General features: G+C 40.9%; 17 protein-coding genes. 3 read left to right on the forward strand and 14 right to left on the reverse strand.

Annotated features, from left to right (window positions below):
* Nucleotides 1–70: 70 nt before the first annotated feature.
* The 9 genes from AC1D7X_RS01025 to AC1D7X_RS01065 all read right to left on the reverse strand — a co-directional run bounded on the left by AC1D7X_RS01025 (nucleotide 71) and on the right by AC1D7X_RS01065 (nucleotide 8,058).
* Entirely contained in the window at nucleotides 71–1,240 is a 1,170-nt protein-coding gene (locus AC1D7X_RS01025; protein WP_495474620.1) for a D-alanyl-D-alanine carboxypeptidase family protein, read from the reverse strand.
* Nucleotides 1,241–1,473: 233 nt separating this feature from the next.
* Complete coding sequence (locus AC1D7X_RS01030) at nucleotides 1,474–2,298, reverse strand: purine-nucleoside phosphorylase (protein WP_495474477.1); 825 nt, start codon at nucleotides 2,296–2,298, stop codon at nucleotides 1,474–1,476.
* 18 nt (nucleotides 2,299–2,316) lie between these two features.
* Nucleotides 2,317–3,507, reverse strand: a complete 1,191-nt coding sequence (gene deoB, locus AC1D7X_RS01035) for a phosphopentomutase (RefSeq protein ID WP_495474478.1) — start codon at nucleotides 3,505–3,507, stop codon at nucleotides 2,317–2,319.
* Between the two features lie 66 nt (nucleotides 3,508–3,573).
* Complete coding sequence (gene xerD, locus AC1D7X_RS01040; RefSeq protein ID WP_495474479.1) at nucleotides 3,574–4,488, reverse strand: site-specific tyrosine recombinase XerD; 915 nt, start codon at nucleotides 4,486–4,488, stop codon at nucleotides 3,574–3,576.
* Between the two features lie 116 nt (nucleotides 4,489–4,604).
* Entirely contained in the window at nucleotides 4,605–4,841 is a 237-nt protein-coding gene (locus tag AC1D7X_RS01045) for a DUF4227 family protein (protein ID WP_495474480.1), read from the reverse strand.
* 162 nt (nucleotides 4,842–5,003) lie between these two features.
* On the reverse strand, nucleotides 5,004–5,468 hold the full coding sequence (gene fur, locus AC1D7X_RS01050) for a ferric iron uptake transcriptional regulator (protein WP_495454467.1): 465 nt from the start codon (nucleotides 5,466–5,468) through the stop codon (nucleotides 5,004–5,006).
* 81 nt (nucleotides 5,469–5,549) lie between these two features.
* A complete protein-coding gene (spoIIM, locus tag AC1D7X_RS01055; RefSeq protein WP_495454466.1) occupies nucleotides 5,550–6,200 on the reverse strand; it encodes a stage II sporulation protein M in 651 nt (216 codons plus the stop codon).
* Between the two features lie 71 nt (nucleotides 6,201–6,271).
* The gene (locus AC1D7X_RS01060; protein ID WP_495474481.1) at nucleotides 6,272–7,486 is read right to left on the reverse strand and encodes an endonuclease Q family protein; all 1,215 of its coding nucleotides are present in this window, start codon (nucleotides 7,484–7,486) and stop codon (nucleotides 6,272–6,274) included.
* Nucleotides 7,483–8,058 (reverse strand): NUDIX domain-containing protein, encoded by a 576-nt coding sequence (locus AC1D7X_RS01065; protein WP_495474482.1) that lies wholly within the window; start codon nucleotides 8,056–8,058, stop codon nucleotides 7,483–7,485. Before AC1D7X_RS01065 ends, AC1D7X_RS01060 begins: the two co-directional genes overlap by 4 nt.
* A gap of 95 nt (nucleotides 8,059–8,153) precedes the next feature.
* On the opposite strand from AC1D7X_RS01065, the gene mciZ reads away from it, so the two are divergent.
* Together mciZ and AC1D7X_RS01075 are read left to right on the forward strand one after the other, a co-directional pair.
* Nucleotides 8,154–8,288 carry a Z-ring formation inhibitor MciZ gene (gene mciZ, locus AC1D7X_RS01070; RefSeq protein WP_495474483.1) on the forward strand — a complete coding sequence of 45 codons (135 nt, stop codon included), beginning with the start codon at nucleotides 8,154–8,156 and terminating at the stop codon, nucleotides 8,286–8,288.
* A gap of 113 nt (nucleotides 8,289–8,401) precedes the next feature.
* Nucleotides 8,402–9,634 (forward strand): tetratricopeptide repeat protein, encoded by a 1,233-nt coding sequence (locus tag AC1D7X_RS01075; protein WP_495474484.1) that lies wholly within the window; start codon nucleotides 8,402–8,404, stop codon nucleotides 9,632–9,634.
* Between the two features lie 100 nt (nucleotides 9,635–9,734).
* On the opposite strand, the gene AC1D7X_RS01080 is transcribed toward AC1D7X_RS01075, so the two are convergent.
* Complete coding sequence (locus AC1D7X_RS01080) at nucleotides 9,735–10,877, reverse strand: tripeptidase T (protein ID WP_495474485.1); 1,143 nt, start codon at nucleotides 10,875–10,877, stop codon at nucleotides 9,735–9,737.
* 97 nt (nucleotides 10,878–10,974) lie between these two features.
* Between AC1D7X_RS01080 and prli42 the strand changes: the two genes are divergently transcribed.
* Nucleotides 10,975–11,076: a stressosome-associated protein Prli42 gene (prli42, locus tag AC1D7X_RS01085; RefSeq protein ID WP_495454460.1), complete on the forward strand. Its 102-nt coding sequence runs from the start codon at nucleotides 10,975–10,977 to the stop codon at nucleotides 11,074–11,076.
* Between the two features lie 3 nt (nucleotides 11,077–11,079).
* Here the strand turns inward: prli42 and lipB are convergent, their stop codons facing one another.
* Genes lipB through AC1D7X_RS01105 form a run of 4 tightly spaced genes read right to left on the reverse strand, consistent with a single transcriptional unit; the run spans nucleotide 11,080 to nucleotide 15,235 of the window.
* Nucleotides 11,080–11,784 (reverse strand): lipoyl(octanoyl) transferase LipB, encoded by a 705-nt coding sequence (lipB, locus tag AC1D7X_RS01090; protein WP_495474486.1) that lies wholly within the window; start codon nucleotides 11,782–11,784, stop codon nucleotides 11,080–11,082.
* Between the two features lie 54 nt (nucleotides 11,785–11,838).
* Nucleotides 11,839–13,203: a dihydrolipoamide acetyltransferase family protein gene (locus AC1D7X_RS01095; RefSeq protein WP_495474487.1), complete on the reverse strand. Its 1,365-nt coding sequence runs from the start codon at nucleotides 13,201–13,203 to the stop codon at nucleotides 11,839–11,841.
* Nucleotides 13,204–13,223: 20 nt separating this feature from the next.
* A complete protein-coding gene (locus tag AC1D7X_RS01100; protein ID WP_495454457.1) occupies nucleotides 13,224–14,210 on the reverse strand; it encodes an alpha-ketoacid dehydrogenase subunit beta in 987 nt (328 codons plus the stop codon).
* Entirely contained in the window at nucleotides 14,201–15,235 is a 1,035-nt protein-coding gene (locus AC1D7X_RS01105; RefSeq protein ID WP_495454456.1) for a thiamine pyrophosphate-dependent dehydrogenase E1 component subunit alpha, read from the reverse strand. The genes AC1D7X_RS01100 and AC1D7X_RS01105 overlap by 10 nt, the downstream gene beginning before the upstream one ends.
* Nucleotides 15,236–15,274: the final 39 nt, after the last annotated feature.

A 15,274-nucleotide genomic window follows, 5' to 3' on the forward strand; every position in this document is an offset into this window, starting at 1 on the left:
TCATAAACAAAGAGTTCTAGAAGTGAAAATCATATTCCTGCATCACGACAAAACTAGAAGAAAACTGCTATCAATCTACAAAAAATAATTTTGCTGTCGTACGCTTGAACATCGTCCACCAACCAGCTTTATCAACTTTCGTTGGAGCCTTTAATTCAAACTTCTTAATGACCTGATCTCCTTGATATACCACGAGATTTCCAAGTACCTGACCTTGCTCAATCGGAGCTCTTAATTCAGGTTCAATCTGTAGTTCATGTTTAATATTTGAGGTGTTTCCGACTTTCTTCATCAGAACACTATATTGTTGACCTGCAACAAGTTGCAGCTCTTTACTCTTTCCTTTGTTAATCTCCACTTTTCCAATGACATCACCCTGTTTATAGATGGTATGTTTCGTATATTGAGAGAACATGTAATCGAACATCTTAGATACTTCGCTATTCCGCGTCTTCGTATTAGGTTCACCCAACACAACAGATATAGCTCTTAGATCTCCACGTACAGCGGTGGCGGCTAAGCAGAACTTAGCTTCTGACGTATAACCCGTCTTCAATCCATCTGCTCCCGTATAGAATCTCACTAGTTTATTCGTATTTACTAACCAGAATGGACTCTTTGAATCTTTACGTAAGTAGTCCTGGTAAGCACCCGTATATTTAGTGACATCTTTATGTTTCAGTAGCTCACGGCTAATGACCGCAATATCATAAGCTGATGAATAGTGGTTCTCTGCTGGAAGCCCATTACAATTGGCGAAATGAGTATCTTTTAGACCAAGCTCTGCAGCGCGATTATTCATCATACCTACAAAGGCTTCTTCTGAGCCTGCAATATGTTCCGCCATGGCTACGGATGCATCGTTACCAGATGCCATAGCTATGCCCTTAAGCATCTCATCTACAGACATCTCCTCACCAGGTTCAAGAAATATTTGCGACCCGCCCATGGAAGCGGCATACTCGCTAGTACGAACTTTGTCTGTTAGTTTAAGCTTTCCTGAATCCAACGCCTCTAGTGTTAGTAACATCGTCATGATTTTCGTGATACTAGCAGGTGGAAGCTTATCATGACTATTCTTTTCATAAATAATCGTACCGGTGTCCGCATCCATAAGTACAGCTGACATAGCGCTCGCAGCAAGATCTGGTTCAATCGCCTTCTTTTCTTCAGCTGCATACCCATACGCTGGAAAACTAAGTGATACGAGACATAACACGGTTGTAACGATCAGTAACATTTTTTTCAAATTAGTCCCCTCCTGACGTGAGATTAGTAATTACAAGACTTATATATCGTTGTAATAACGTACCTTCCATTCAGTGTCGTCAGGTTAAGAGTAAAATATTCCATTCACATCCTATTTTGATATGAAATATTTTAAAGAAGCAGAAATCCACAGGAAATATTCCTGTGGATTGATATTTTAACCATTTAGTTTCGCAAAAAACTCTCATAGGAGGGCCCTATGAATTACATTTGTGGAATAATGTCCAATACTAATCCTAGAAACTTCTCACGTACACGTTCGGTAGTCTCCATGACTTCATCATGAGATAACGGTTGACCAAGAATACCTGCTGCCATGTTGCTAATGCAAGAGATTCCTAGTACTTCCATTCCAGAATGACGTGCAACGATAACCTCAGACACGGTAGACATCCCTACTGCATCAGCACCTAGTACACGTAACATAACAATTTCTGCGGGTGTCTCATAAGTAGGACCTAGAAGTCCAGCATAGACACCTTTCTTCACTTTGAAACCTCTTGCCTTCGCTGTTTTCTTAGCTATTGTGCGTAGACGAAGACTATAAGCTTCAGACATATCCGGGAAACGTACGCCAAGTGCCGCATCATTTGGTCCAATTAGTGGATTCGTACCCTGCATATTCAAATGATCAGATATAATCATCAAATCCCCAGGTTCGAACTCTGTGTTCACTCCACCAGCTGCATTCGTTACGAGTAGACTCTTCACACCTAACTCTTTCATCACTCGTACAGGAAAAGCAGTAACTTCTGGTCCATAACCTTCATACATATGGAACCGACCCTTCATCATGACTACCGGACGACCTTTAATCGTTCCTAATAACAGCTCCCCTTCATGTCCCTCTACAGTAGACACTGGAAAGTGTGGGATATCCTGATAAGGAATTGATACGCCATCCTCAATCAGATTTGCCAACACGCCAAGCCCAGAACCTAGAATAAGTCCAATCTCAGGTTTAATACTACTTTTACTAGAAATATATTGTGCAGCCTCTTGAATCGTTGCTTGATTAATATTACTCATTCATCAACACTCCCTATTTTATATTAATTCATGTAAAAAACTTGTACCATACTTAGGAGCTTGTGCTCCAAAATTATCTGCTATTGTTGCACCTACATCGGAGAAGGTTCCGCGAATACCTAGACTTGATGTGTCCTTCAGACGAGGACTATAGACTAACAAAGGTACGTACTCCCGAGTGTGATCTGTTCCACTATGAATAGGGTCATTCCCGTGGTCTGCAGAAATAATCAATAGATCATCTTCCGTTAATTGTGAGATCAATTCTGGTAGTGCTTGATCAAATACTTCAAGGGCATGTCCATACCCCTCAGGGTCACGACGATGTCCATACAAGGAATCGAAATCAACTAGATTAACAAATAAGAAGCCATTGAAATCGTTAGATAATTGGTCAATGGTCACTTGAATCCCATGTTCATTACTTTTGGTTGGATAGGATTCCGTTATACCTTCACCTGTAAAAATATCATGTATCTTCCCTACGGAAATAACGTCCTTACCTGTAGCTTGTACAGCATTCATTACCGTTGCTTCTGGAGGCTTCACAGCATAATCATGGCGATTCGGCGTACGAACAAATTTTCCAGGTTCCCCCACATAAGGACGAGCAATAACTCTACCTACTGAGAACTCTGGTGCCATCGTTAATTTCCGGGCAATTTTACAAGCTTCATATAGTTCGTCTAAAGGTATGATATCTTCATGCGCAGCAATCTGAAATACACTGTCTGCAGATGTATAGATAATCCAAGCCCCTGTCTTCATCTGCTCTTCCCCATACTCCACAAGAATATCTGTACCAGAAGCAGGTTTGTTCCCAATGACCTTACGACCTGTTTCTTCTTCAAATTTGTTAATTAATTCCTCTGGAAATCCATCGGGATATGTATTAAAAGGGACGTTAATCTTTAGACCCATAAGCTCCCAATGACCTGTCATGGTATCCTTACCAACCGAGACTTCCTGCATTTTTCCATAATAGGCCGTTGGTTTCTCAACAGAATTCAAAGGCGGAATAGAGGCTATATTTCCTAGACCCATCTGTTGTAAATGGGGTAGCTTGATATCCACTCTATCTAAAATATGTCCTAACGTATGCGAACCAAGATCCCCGAATTCTGCAGCATCTGGTGCCTCACCAATACCTACACTGTCTAATACGATGAAACAGACTCTTTTAAAAGGCTTCATGTTAGCGTTATTCATGTCATTGTCACTCCTTCTTCTTGTATCCCTTGTCTCTCCGAAACACCCTTTTATTGATTTCACATATCATTCTAACATCCCTGGATGTCTCATAGAGCGAGGATGATGATCATCATATTGTTCTTTCAGATTCTTCTTAATCAAAGAACTATATACTTGCGTCGTTGAAATATCAGAATGCCCTAGCATTTCCTGTACGGATCTAAGATCTGCACCATTATCCAGCAAATGAGTAGCAAAAGAATGGCGTAATGTATATGGCGTAATATCCATGTGTATTCCTGTTTCTTTGGCGTGTTTCTTCAACATCTTCCAGAACCCTTGTCGTGTCAGACGGCTTCCTAGACTGTTCAGAAACAGCGCAGTCTCTTCCTTATTTCCCTTCGCAAGCTTGTCCCGACTTTCTTTCAAATACATATCCAAGCAGTCCGCAGACACTCTATTCATAGGAAGAATTCTTTCCTTACGTGAAGTACCCATACAATGTAAGTATCTAAGATCTGTATGAACATGTTCTGTATCCAGGGATACGATTTCAGAGACCTTCATTCCTGTCGCATACAGTAGCTCTAACATCGCCTTGTCTCTCAATCCTTGATAGGTTGTAGTATCTGGCGCTGATAGTAATAACTCTACCTCTTCAACAGTGAGTACGTTGGGTGGTGTCTTCACAATCTTAGGGGTTTCCATTTGTAGGGAAGGATCTTGTCCCACTAAAGATTCTCTTACTAAATATTGAAAAAAAGAGCGAATAGAGACCGTCTTACGTGTGACCGTCGCAGCAGCACGACCTTGTTGTTTCACAGCTCCCAAAAAAAGAAGGATGTGGCTTCGATTGATCTCTTGTAGAGAAGTAATTCCACGACTATCGACAAATTCCAGAAACTGTGTCAAATCTCGTTCATAGCTCTCTAACGTATTCAGAGACAGTCCTTTTTCTTCATCCATATAGCGAATAAAGGGTGCCAGATAGTTCTTCATCGATCATTGCACTCCTTTGTAGGCATATAGGAAGCTTCATTTCACTATGCCTTAAATAAATTATATCTGTTAATTCGACAAAATCATATAAAATCCTTCTTTGTGATTTAGCATCTTTATTCACCGTACCAGTAATAAAAACGGAGGCGTTCACCCATACTGGTATCCACACTCGTCTGTCCACCAACATCCCCAAAAGCTTTAACAGCATACCCTTTAGGAATTTTGTAATGATCCACAGGCGTGATCCATTCTCCAAAAATACCTAAAAGATTGTACAATAAATAAGTTAATGCTATAAAAACAATGACAGATCTTAAAAATGCAAGGCATTTACGCAAAGAAATAACCATAGAATCCCTCCTCTTACCTTGAAGATATGAGAGAGCCGTAGGTATTATGACAAGCACTTAGATTCATGAACTTCAGTATACAGCAAAAAGCTCCCTCCAAACAAATCTTATGCTGGCGAGAGCTTGGTTACACTATTCATCTATTCATTACGAATGTATACGTTAAGATTCCTTGTTGTTACCCGTGTTTTTCTCGTTGCAGCGACTACAAATACCATGGAAATCAAGTCTATGATCCGACACAGTGAAATTATATTCCCTGTCTAAACGTTCCTCCAACGGACCAAGCCAATCTTCACGAATTTCATCCATACGTCCACACTGGACACAAATAAGATGGTGATGATGATGTTTCGCCGTGTCTGTCCGCAAGTCATATCGAGCTACACCGTCACCGAAATTGATCTTCTCCACAACATGAAGTTCACTCAATAGTTCAAGTGTACGGTACACTGTAGCTAATCCAATCTCAGGTGCTATTTCTTTCACTAGCATAAAGACATCTTCTGCACTGAGGTGGTCTTCTTCATTCTCTAATAGAATTCTGACGGTGGCTTCCCGCTGGGGTGTCAGCTTATAGCCCTGGGATTGTAATTGTTGTTTGATTTTATCGATCCGAGCCTGCATACTCTCCCCCCTAGGAAATACTGCCTAATTAATCACTTCCTTCATTATAGGGTGAGATTATTCATAAAGTCAAACGCATTTCTAATATAAAAAGGAGAGTGTCGTTGGATTAACTAGCATAGGTGTCACCCAGCGCATCATCGCTGGCGTTACCCATGTTTCAAACGATGAAATCCCCAACATAAGTGCACCCATCACCACAGTCAACATAACATAATTAACAAAAGGACGTGTTATATTCCCATGACGATGCATCATAACTCTATTTTTAATAATATGAAGGGAAAAGCTAATGGCAGCCACGCTACAAAGTACTAATACAGGAATAACAAATAAATTATGAGGGGCAACGGATACTAACGCAAATAGAAGTCCTTTCCATGAGAACTGTCCTACTAAATAACCAACAGTGAATCCTATGAGAACTCCCTTTAAGAAATCAAGAATTAATATACCTGGTAGACCAATAACCGATAGCCCACAAATCCAGATTAATCCTACCCACTTCAAATGCAACATAGCAATATTCCAATAAGTAGCCTGTTCAGTTCCAGTACTACCTTGGTCCAAAGTCACAAAATAATTACCCAAATATCTTGCCAGATCCTGTTGTTGCTCTAAAGAAAGTGCATTAACCATCAGAGCCCCAAATATGACTCCAACGAGGAACAATACAGCTACAAAAATAAAAAGCATAGTCTGGTCTTTAAAGGAATGACGTATCGATTGCATTTTTAAAAGAGTCTCCCTTCCTATCACATACTTATAGGTTATGAGAGACTCATCCAAACTATGACTTGTCCTTAGATCGGATTCACTTTACCGTATGTTCCTCCGCCACCAGATGTAAGATTCAGCTCACCATTCCGTGCCATAATGATGTGCTTCGCCATGTCCATTCCTACTACTTCAGCAATCGATTGTTCATTTGCTTGGTGAAGAATGTTCATTTCCGTTCCAAAAACTCGAAGTAACGAAGCCATCTTGGCTTTGCCGAGGCCAGGTATGAATTCTAATGGAATTTGAAAATGATAGGGTGGACGATGTTCTGGGATATGAGCTGTGTCCCGATCCGAAATGGTATGGATACGTTCCATCACGCCTTGTACAATTTTGGCCACTCCACAATAGGGACATAAATGGTTATTCGTAGTGGGTACATCCTCTTCAATGATGCTGTGACAAGCATTACAGAACGTCCGATGATACTTACCTAGACGGGGATTCAATCCATAATTAGCGATCACTTGTCGTCCATCTTCTCTCTTCAAAGCTTTCCGAAACTCATCAAATGAAGGAGTTGCCATACGAATCCGATTATATTCTCGTCCTATTTTGCCAAGGGAATGCGCGTCTGAATTACTTAGAAAAGTAACGTTATCCAACTCACTGAGCAAACCTGCCATCGTAGAATCTGCACTTAATCCAAGCTCAATACCACTTATTAAATCCAGATCCAATACGTCAGCCATTCTGTCGGTTACATTCCCGTAAATCCCCTTATGCGGTGTAAATACATGTGCTGGAATAACAATCCCACCACGTTGAACTACCTCTTCTTGTAGTTCACGTACAGGTACATAAATCCGTTGTGTACTCAAGTTAATATTCGTCATATGATGGCTCATCCACGCACTAAATTGCTGCATTACAGACAAATTAGGGAAATACGTTAATAGATGTGCTGCTCCCTTACCAGGTTCATTGAATTCAATCTCACAACCTAGCAAGATGGTCGTTCCTTGATATTCAATCCCACCACCGTCAATCTCATTCATTTCTCCAGAATACAGACAAGATAGAATATCGCTCTGTACGGATGGGGAATGACAATCAATGATCCCTATAAGTTCTATTCCTTTACGCTCAGCTGCCTCTTTAGCGATATTAGCAAACGTGAGATTCCTACTTCCTGTAATCTTGACAGCTTGCCCATTGGTCGCCCTACCAATATGAATATGTAAATCAGCATAATAATCTTGGAGGGAGTCTTGGGTTATTAACGACTTCACAGTCATGACCCAAATTCCCCTGTGAGCGTAAATAGATGCCAAGCATAGACGGCCATGATGGTCTTGGCATCACTAATCCGTCCTTCTTTGATATAAAGGTACGCTTCTTCAAGCGTGATTTCGGATAACTCAAGAAATTCATCCTCATCTGGAGACATCTCACCTATCTCCAAATCTTGCGTCACATACAAATGGATAATCTCATCAGCAAATCCAGGGGATGTGTAGAACGATTGTAGCAGCTTAATATCCCCACAACGATACCCCGTTTCTTCCTCTAATTCACGAGTTGCAGCTTCCATCGGATCTTCACCAGGTTCAAGTTTCCCTGCTGGAATCTCCACTTCACACCGGCCCATAGGTTGACGGAATTGGTCAACAACCAACATCTTTCCATTATGTAATGCAAGGACTGCAACAGCTCCAGGGTGTCGAACCACTTCCCGTGTTGCTGTTTTCCCGTCTGGCAAACGCACGGTATCCACTTGTAAAGTTATTATTTTGCCTTCAAATATTGGCTTCGTTGATATCGTTACTTCATCCAATGCAGATGATCGGTTCAGACTATTATCTTTCAAAATGAAACCTCCTAATTATATAAATAAGCATGAAAGGACAAGCTGATACATATGGTGTTTATTATACCAAACTTCATTTGAAAGAAGGAAAACCTATGAAAAGCTATCGATCAACGAATTCATTTCACATGGTGGGACAAGCATGGCAGATCAGAATCATGCTCCAACAATGGCAGAAGCAATGGGGTTCACACATTACGGTTAAAGAACTGCTGGAAAAGACAAAATAACTTCAATTCATTGCTATTATGTTCAATATTCATACTTTTATAATAAATTATTTACTCCTCCTCCAAACAAATAGTATATTATAGCGTTATAGAAATAAGTGGAGGTGTTTGTAATGACTATAAATGAATTGAATGAATATCTATTAAGTGACCCTTTTCCCCCATCACTTCAATTCAAGATAGGTATGTGGTATAAATCACGAGGTCTACATACTGAAGCTTTAGACAGCTTAAAAAAGGCATTACAAAGCACCCATGAGTTCAAAGGGGTATTTTCTACCGATGGTTTCGACAAGTCCTTAGTATGGCTAGAATATGGCAAGATTAACAAAGTAGTAGGAAATAAAACCGAAGCCGTTCTCGCATTTCAGCAATGTCTAAAATCTGGTAAATTTAAGTTGGAAGGGTTAGTTGAATGGGGTGATCTGCTTCATTCGATGGGCAAACAAGACCACGAAATAGCTTCCATTCTATATAAGAAGTGCTCCAAGAACAAGCTTAATTCTAAGTTGCTAGCCGATGCTTTATTCCTTTTAGGATGCTATAAGGAAGCTTCTAATCTTTACTCTTCCATCCGCAACTCATTACATAAGATCGAATACATTCAATATATTCAATGCTGTCTTCATACAGGTGAATTCTTAGAAGCTTTTCGTTTGTTGGAGAGACTGGAAGAACTCCACCATATTGAAATAGATATCGGACCGTTCGCCTCTTCTGTTGAGACCCTTTGTAATCTCTGCCGGTGGTTAGCTCACGATGGCTCATCCTTTAATTTCACACGCTCAGAACGCTTAGATATGGCTAAGTTAGCTATTTGCCACAGTCAGCCCGATGTATGTTCGACTATTCTGGTTGATCCCTCTGAAGATGAGTTGAAGCAGTTGATCCACGTATTATATACCGAGGGCTATCGTCGTAAAGCTCTGGATCTTCTCTCTACTTTACCCCAACTTCCTATGGATCCGAAGGGAACTAGCAATCATCATATATGCTTTATGATTGGTGAAATGATGTATGATGAAGGTCAATTTCAATCGGCTGCTGAATATTTCGAACAACTGTATATGAATGATCCTAGCTATACTAATGCACAATTCGCAACAGCATCATGCTATTTAACTAAATCACTAAAATCGTTAATAGATAGAAATGATCATCTTTTAGAAGAAGGGGACTCTGCTAAGCTTTTAGACCAATATATACATAATGTTCACCAATCCCTGCATCTTATTCAGGATACCCATTGGCATACCGTGTGGAACCATGCACAAGAGCGACGTATTGCAGCAGATGCATTGGGTGGGCCGATCTACTTCCCTCAATTCAAGTTCAAGTCATACTAAAGAGTAGACTTAGAAACTAAAAGACACACTAAAAAATCCTGACCATCAGATCGCAGTCTGATGGTCAGGATTTTATCAATTCATATCATAAAGAAAAGTATTACCCCTTCTTAGCTATCTCTTTACCAGATTCTTGAATGATCGCTACGACCATTTCGGAAGCTTTTAGCATATCTGCTGCTCTAATCCGTTCTTTCGTTGTATGAATGTTCTCATATCCAAGAGCCAGGTTAACGGTAGGAATGCCGAACCCATTAAATATATTAGCATCGCTTCCTCCACCGGAATGGAATGTTCTACTCGATAACCCCAGATTAGCGATTGCACGCTGAGCGAGCTTAACGACAGCATCGTTCTCATTGAAATTAAACGCAGGATATACAATTTCACTACGGAATTCGCACTCTGCATTATATTCACGAACTGTAGTCTCAAGCGCTTCTCTCATCTGTGCAATCTGTTTATCTACTTTGTCTTGAACAATACTACGGGCTTCAGCATCTAATTGAACGCGATCACATACGACATTTGTTGGTCCACCGCCAAAGAATTTACCAATATTAGCAGTTGTCTCATGGTCAATGCGACCCAGATTCATACGTGAAATGGCTTTCGAAGCCACTTGAATGGCGCTGATTCCATCTTCGGGATTGACACCAGCATGCGCTGATTTGCCAATGATTGTCATCGTAATTTTAGCTTGTGTAGGTGCCGCAACAGCAATTGCACCGATCTCACCATTAGAATCTATGGCATAACCGTATTCTGCATCCATAAGCGTAGGATCAAATGCTCTTGCTCCACGAAGTCCTGATTCCTCACCAGCAGTAATGATAAATTGAATCTGTCCGTGAGGTATCTTCTGTTCCTGAATGACACGAATAGCCTCTAGAATAGCTGCAATCCCAGCCTTGTCATCTGCACCTAGAATTGTCGTTCCGTCACTTGTGATCCATCCATCTTCACCAAGTGACGGTTTAATGCCAACACCAGGTGTAACAGTATCCATATGGCATGTGAAAAAGATATGCGGAGCATCGATAAGTTGATCTGCTTCCCAAGTAATAATTAGGTTCCCCGCTCCATGACCCGTCCGCTCTTTACTATCATCTTCCACAACATTCAATCCAAGTTCAGTGAACTTTTTCTTGAGTACAACACATATTTCCTCTTCATGCATAGTTTCGCTGTCTACCTGTACCAATTCTATAAATTCCTGCACAATACGCTCTTGTAATGTCATTGGACTTCCCTCTCTCTCGTAGATACGTTACAATAAGTGAATAGTAATAGACCTAGTCTATGACTTCTAAATCAACCTAAATTAAAGGAGTTTCATCATGCAACGAAAAAAAGTATTTCGTGTTTTCATTTATCTTATGCTCATCGCCATGCTTGGCTCTACTTTACTCATGGTCGTTGAACCTTTCCTTGCCCGCTAGAAATCAGCGGGCTTCACTTAATGTATCCGATACGTACCCTTCATAATCAAATATGGAAGTAAATATTGGGGCGATCTCATTAGCAACTTGCATGATATCAAATGATTCCCCGGTGCAATCCTCAAGTGATGTCACACCGAATTCATTAATCCCACATGGAACAATTCCTAGAAATCCTTCATTCTGAATACCAGAAGTTATATTAAAAGCGAATCCATGACTTGTTACAAAACCTCGATGGTGGCGACACTTATTAAACTTCACACCGATCGCACAAATCTTGTCTTCACCTACCCACACACCTGTATATTTCGGTTTCCGGCTTCCAACAACACCATAAAGATGCAGATAATCAATAATGACTTGTTCTAGATTGCGTAAATATCCATGTAAGTCTAACCCCTGTCCATTTAATAAAAGTAGGGGATATCCTACCAGTTGCCCTGGACCATGATAAGTAATATCTCCACCTCTATCAATTTGAAACAAAGCAATTCCACGTTCCTTTAACTGATCTTCACTGAGAAGAAGATGTTCTGGATGTTTTTGTGATCCCATGGTATACGTAGGTGGGTGTTGCAGAAGCAAGAGACTTTCCTCTTGCTCTCCAAGATCTATACGACGAACGATTTCTTTTTGTAGATCCCAAGCTTCACCATAGTCCATAAATGGGGTATACGAAATATCAAGCATTTTGCGCAAATCCATCCTCACCCTTCCGTAAAAGAAACGAAGTTAACCTATTTGTTTCACATTGTGGTTCTAATACAACTTCGTATCCAAGGTGTAGCCTTCCAAGTTTTCTTTTACACGTTGGAGAAAGCGACCACAGATCACACCATCCAGAATTCGATGATCTAACGATAAGCATAAATTAGCCATTGAACGAACGGCGATCATATCGTTAATAACAACCGGTCTTTTAACAATCGATTCGAATGTGAGAATAGCCGCTTGTGGATAATTTATAATCGGATACGATAACACGGAACCAAAGGACCCTGTATTGTTTACTGTAAACGTACCACCCTGCATATCATCCAACTTTAATTTCCCTTGTCTAGTCTTAGTTGCAAGCTCTTCAATTTCTCTAGCAAGACCCGCAATATTCTTCTGATCTGCTCTTTGAATAACAGGCGTCATTACCGTATCTTCCGTTCCTACAGCCAAAGAGATGTTAATGTCACGTTTGACAATAATTTTGTCTACTGCCCATACAGAGTTCATGATTGGGTAATCTTTTATTGCATTAACAACAGCTTTCAAAAGAAAGGCTAAATACGTTAAATTAAAACCTTCATTACGCTTAAACTCGTCCTTGAGCTTATTTCGTAACAAGACTAAATTCGTTACATCCACTTCAATCATTGTCCAAGCATGAGGGATTTCAGATACACTTTGTCGCATACGTGTGGCAATAGTATTGCGAATCGGCGTGATATCAATAAGTGTCTCCGTTCTTCCTGATTGTCCTTCAATCACATTGTTTGGAATGGGTGGAGTTGCATTCAAATGGAGTCCTGAATTCCGAGAAGCTGGCGCAGTATTCTCCACATACTGAGAAGGAGTCACAGCAGGGTTAATATGATTTAATCCATCGAAGGGTGATGCTCCTCCCGTATCCTGCGAGGAGATAACGGATGATGAATTACCTTGTCCTGAAGATCCTTGCTCTACATGTGCTAGAACATCTTTTCGAGTGATTCTTCCACCCATACCTGTTCCTTTAATATCATTAAGATTCAAGTGGTGCTCCGCTGCTAAAGTTTGAACAGCTGGTGAATATCGACTACGCATAGATTGATCAGTAGATGCAGTTGCTGAAGCTTCATGTGTAGTTGTATTCGCTACTACATTCACGTGCGCCGAATTATTCGTAGAAGCAACAGCGATTCTACAAATAACCTCCCCAACAGCAATAACTTGACCCTCTTCAGCTATAAGTTCTCCCATTACACCATCCAATGTGGATGGAATTTCAGCATTCACCTTATCTGTAATCACTTCACAGATCGGTTCATACTGTTCAATTCTATCTCCAGGTTGTTTAAGCCATTTGCCAATCGTTGCAGAGACAAGCGATTCGGCGAGCTGTGGCATAAACACATCGGTTAATTGTTCAGACATATTCTTCACTCCTAAGCTTCCTAGTAGTTCGCCAATTGGATCATGGCTTCTTTCACTTTATCCTTGCTAAGCATGTAGAATTTCTCCATAGGAGGGCTAATTGGCATCGCTGGTACATCTGGGCTACACAATCTCATAATCGGTGCATCAAGATCATACAAACACTCTTCTGAGATAATGGCAGATACTTCGGCACCAATACCGCCTGTCTTGTTATCTTCATGAACAATAAGGACTTTACCTGTTTTACGGACTGCAGCAATGATAGCGTCTCTATCTAGTGGCTGTAATGTACGCAAATCTAGGACATGTGCAGTAATCCCTGATTCTTTCTCCAGCTCTTCAGCAGCCTGCATGCAGAAATGAAGTGGCATACTGTACCCGATAACCGTGATATCTTCGCCCTCGCGCAACAGATTAGCTTCGCCGAGCGGTACAATATAATCATCTAATGGAACGTCTTCTTTAATGAGTTTATAACATTTCTTGTTCTCGAAAAAGAGTACCGGATCTGGGTCACGAATAGCTGCTTTTAATAAACCTTTGGCATCATATGCAGAATAAGGTGCAACAATTTTTAGACCCGGTGTGCCGAAGAATATCGATTCTGGACACTGAGAGTGGTACAACCCTCCGAAGATTCCTCCGCCAATAGGTGCGCGAACGACAATCGGACAATTCCAGTCATTATTTGAACGATAACGGATTTTGGCCGCTTCACTAATAATTTGATTCGTTGCGGGTAGCATGAAATCTGAGTATTGCATCTCAGCAATAGGCTTCATCCCATACATTGCAGCTCCAATAGCTACACCCGCGATAGCTGATTCAGCCAACGGCGTATCCATCACGCGCTCTTCACCGAACTGATCCAACAATCCTTTGGTCGTCGTAAATACGCCGCCCTTAACTCCCACGTCTTCCCCAAGTACAAATACGTTCTCATCGCGTTCCATCTCTTCCTTAATGGCAAGACGAATCGCATCAATATATTCCATTACTGGCATGACTTATCCTCCTCAGACATGGCATAGACATGCAGAAGCGTGTCCTCTGGTTTCGGGAACGGTGCCCGATCAGCATATTCCGTAGCTTCTTTAATCTCCATATTTAACTGATCCACTAGATCTGCATCTTTAGCATCATCCCAAATACCAAGATTTATTAAATAGGATTTCATCCGAGCTACGCCATCTTTCTTCCAGTTCTCATCGATTTCTTCCTGTGTACGATACGCAAGATCATTATCCGATGTAGAATGTGGTGAGAGTCGATACATCATCGCTTCTATAAGCGTTGGACCTTCCCCACGAATTGCGCGTTCTCTTGCTTCTTTAACTACACGGTACACTTCTAACGCGTCGTTACCATCCACACGAATTCCAGGGAATCCATATCCCAGCGCACGATCACTAATTTTCCCACTAATTTGCTTGTGGATAGGAACAGAAATCGCATACTGATTGTTCTCACACATAATGATCACTGGCAACTTATGTACCCCAGCAAAGTTACAACCTTCGTGGAAGTCCCCTTGATTGCTTGATCCCTCGCCAAAAGTAACAAAAGAAACAAAGTCTTTTTTCTTCATTTTTGCAGCAAGTGCAAAACCAACGGCATGAGGAACTTGAGTCGTCACCGGACTAGATCCCGTAACAATTCGTAATTTTTTGCTACCAAAGTGACCTGGCATTTGACGCCCACCACTATTAGGATCTTCTGCTTTTGCGAAGGCAGATAACATCAATTCTCTAGGAGTCATTCCTACAGCTAGTACAAAACCGTAGTCTCTATAATACGGAAGGAAATAATCCTTCTCGCGATCTAGAGCAAACGCTGCTGCAACCTGAGCTGTTTCTTGCCCTACACCTGAAACGTGGAAATTAATTTTCCCTGCTCGTTGTAACAATAAATTACGTTCATCAAATTTGCGTGCTAGTAGCATATATCTGTACATGTCAATCACTTGACCATCACTCAGTCCAAGTTGCTCATGCTGATTATTCCCTTTAACATTTTCTTTATCATTCATGGTAGGTACCTCCTTGTTCATAGAGCTAAATCCTCATAT

The organism is Paenibacillus sp. Y568, from assembly GCF_059445545.1.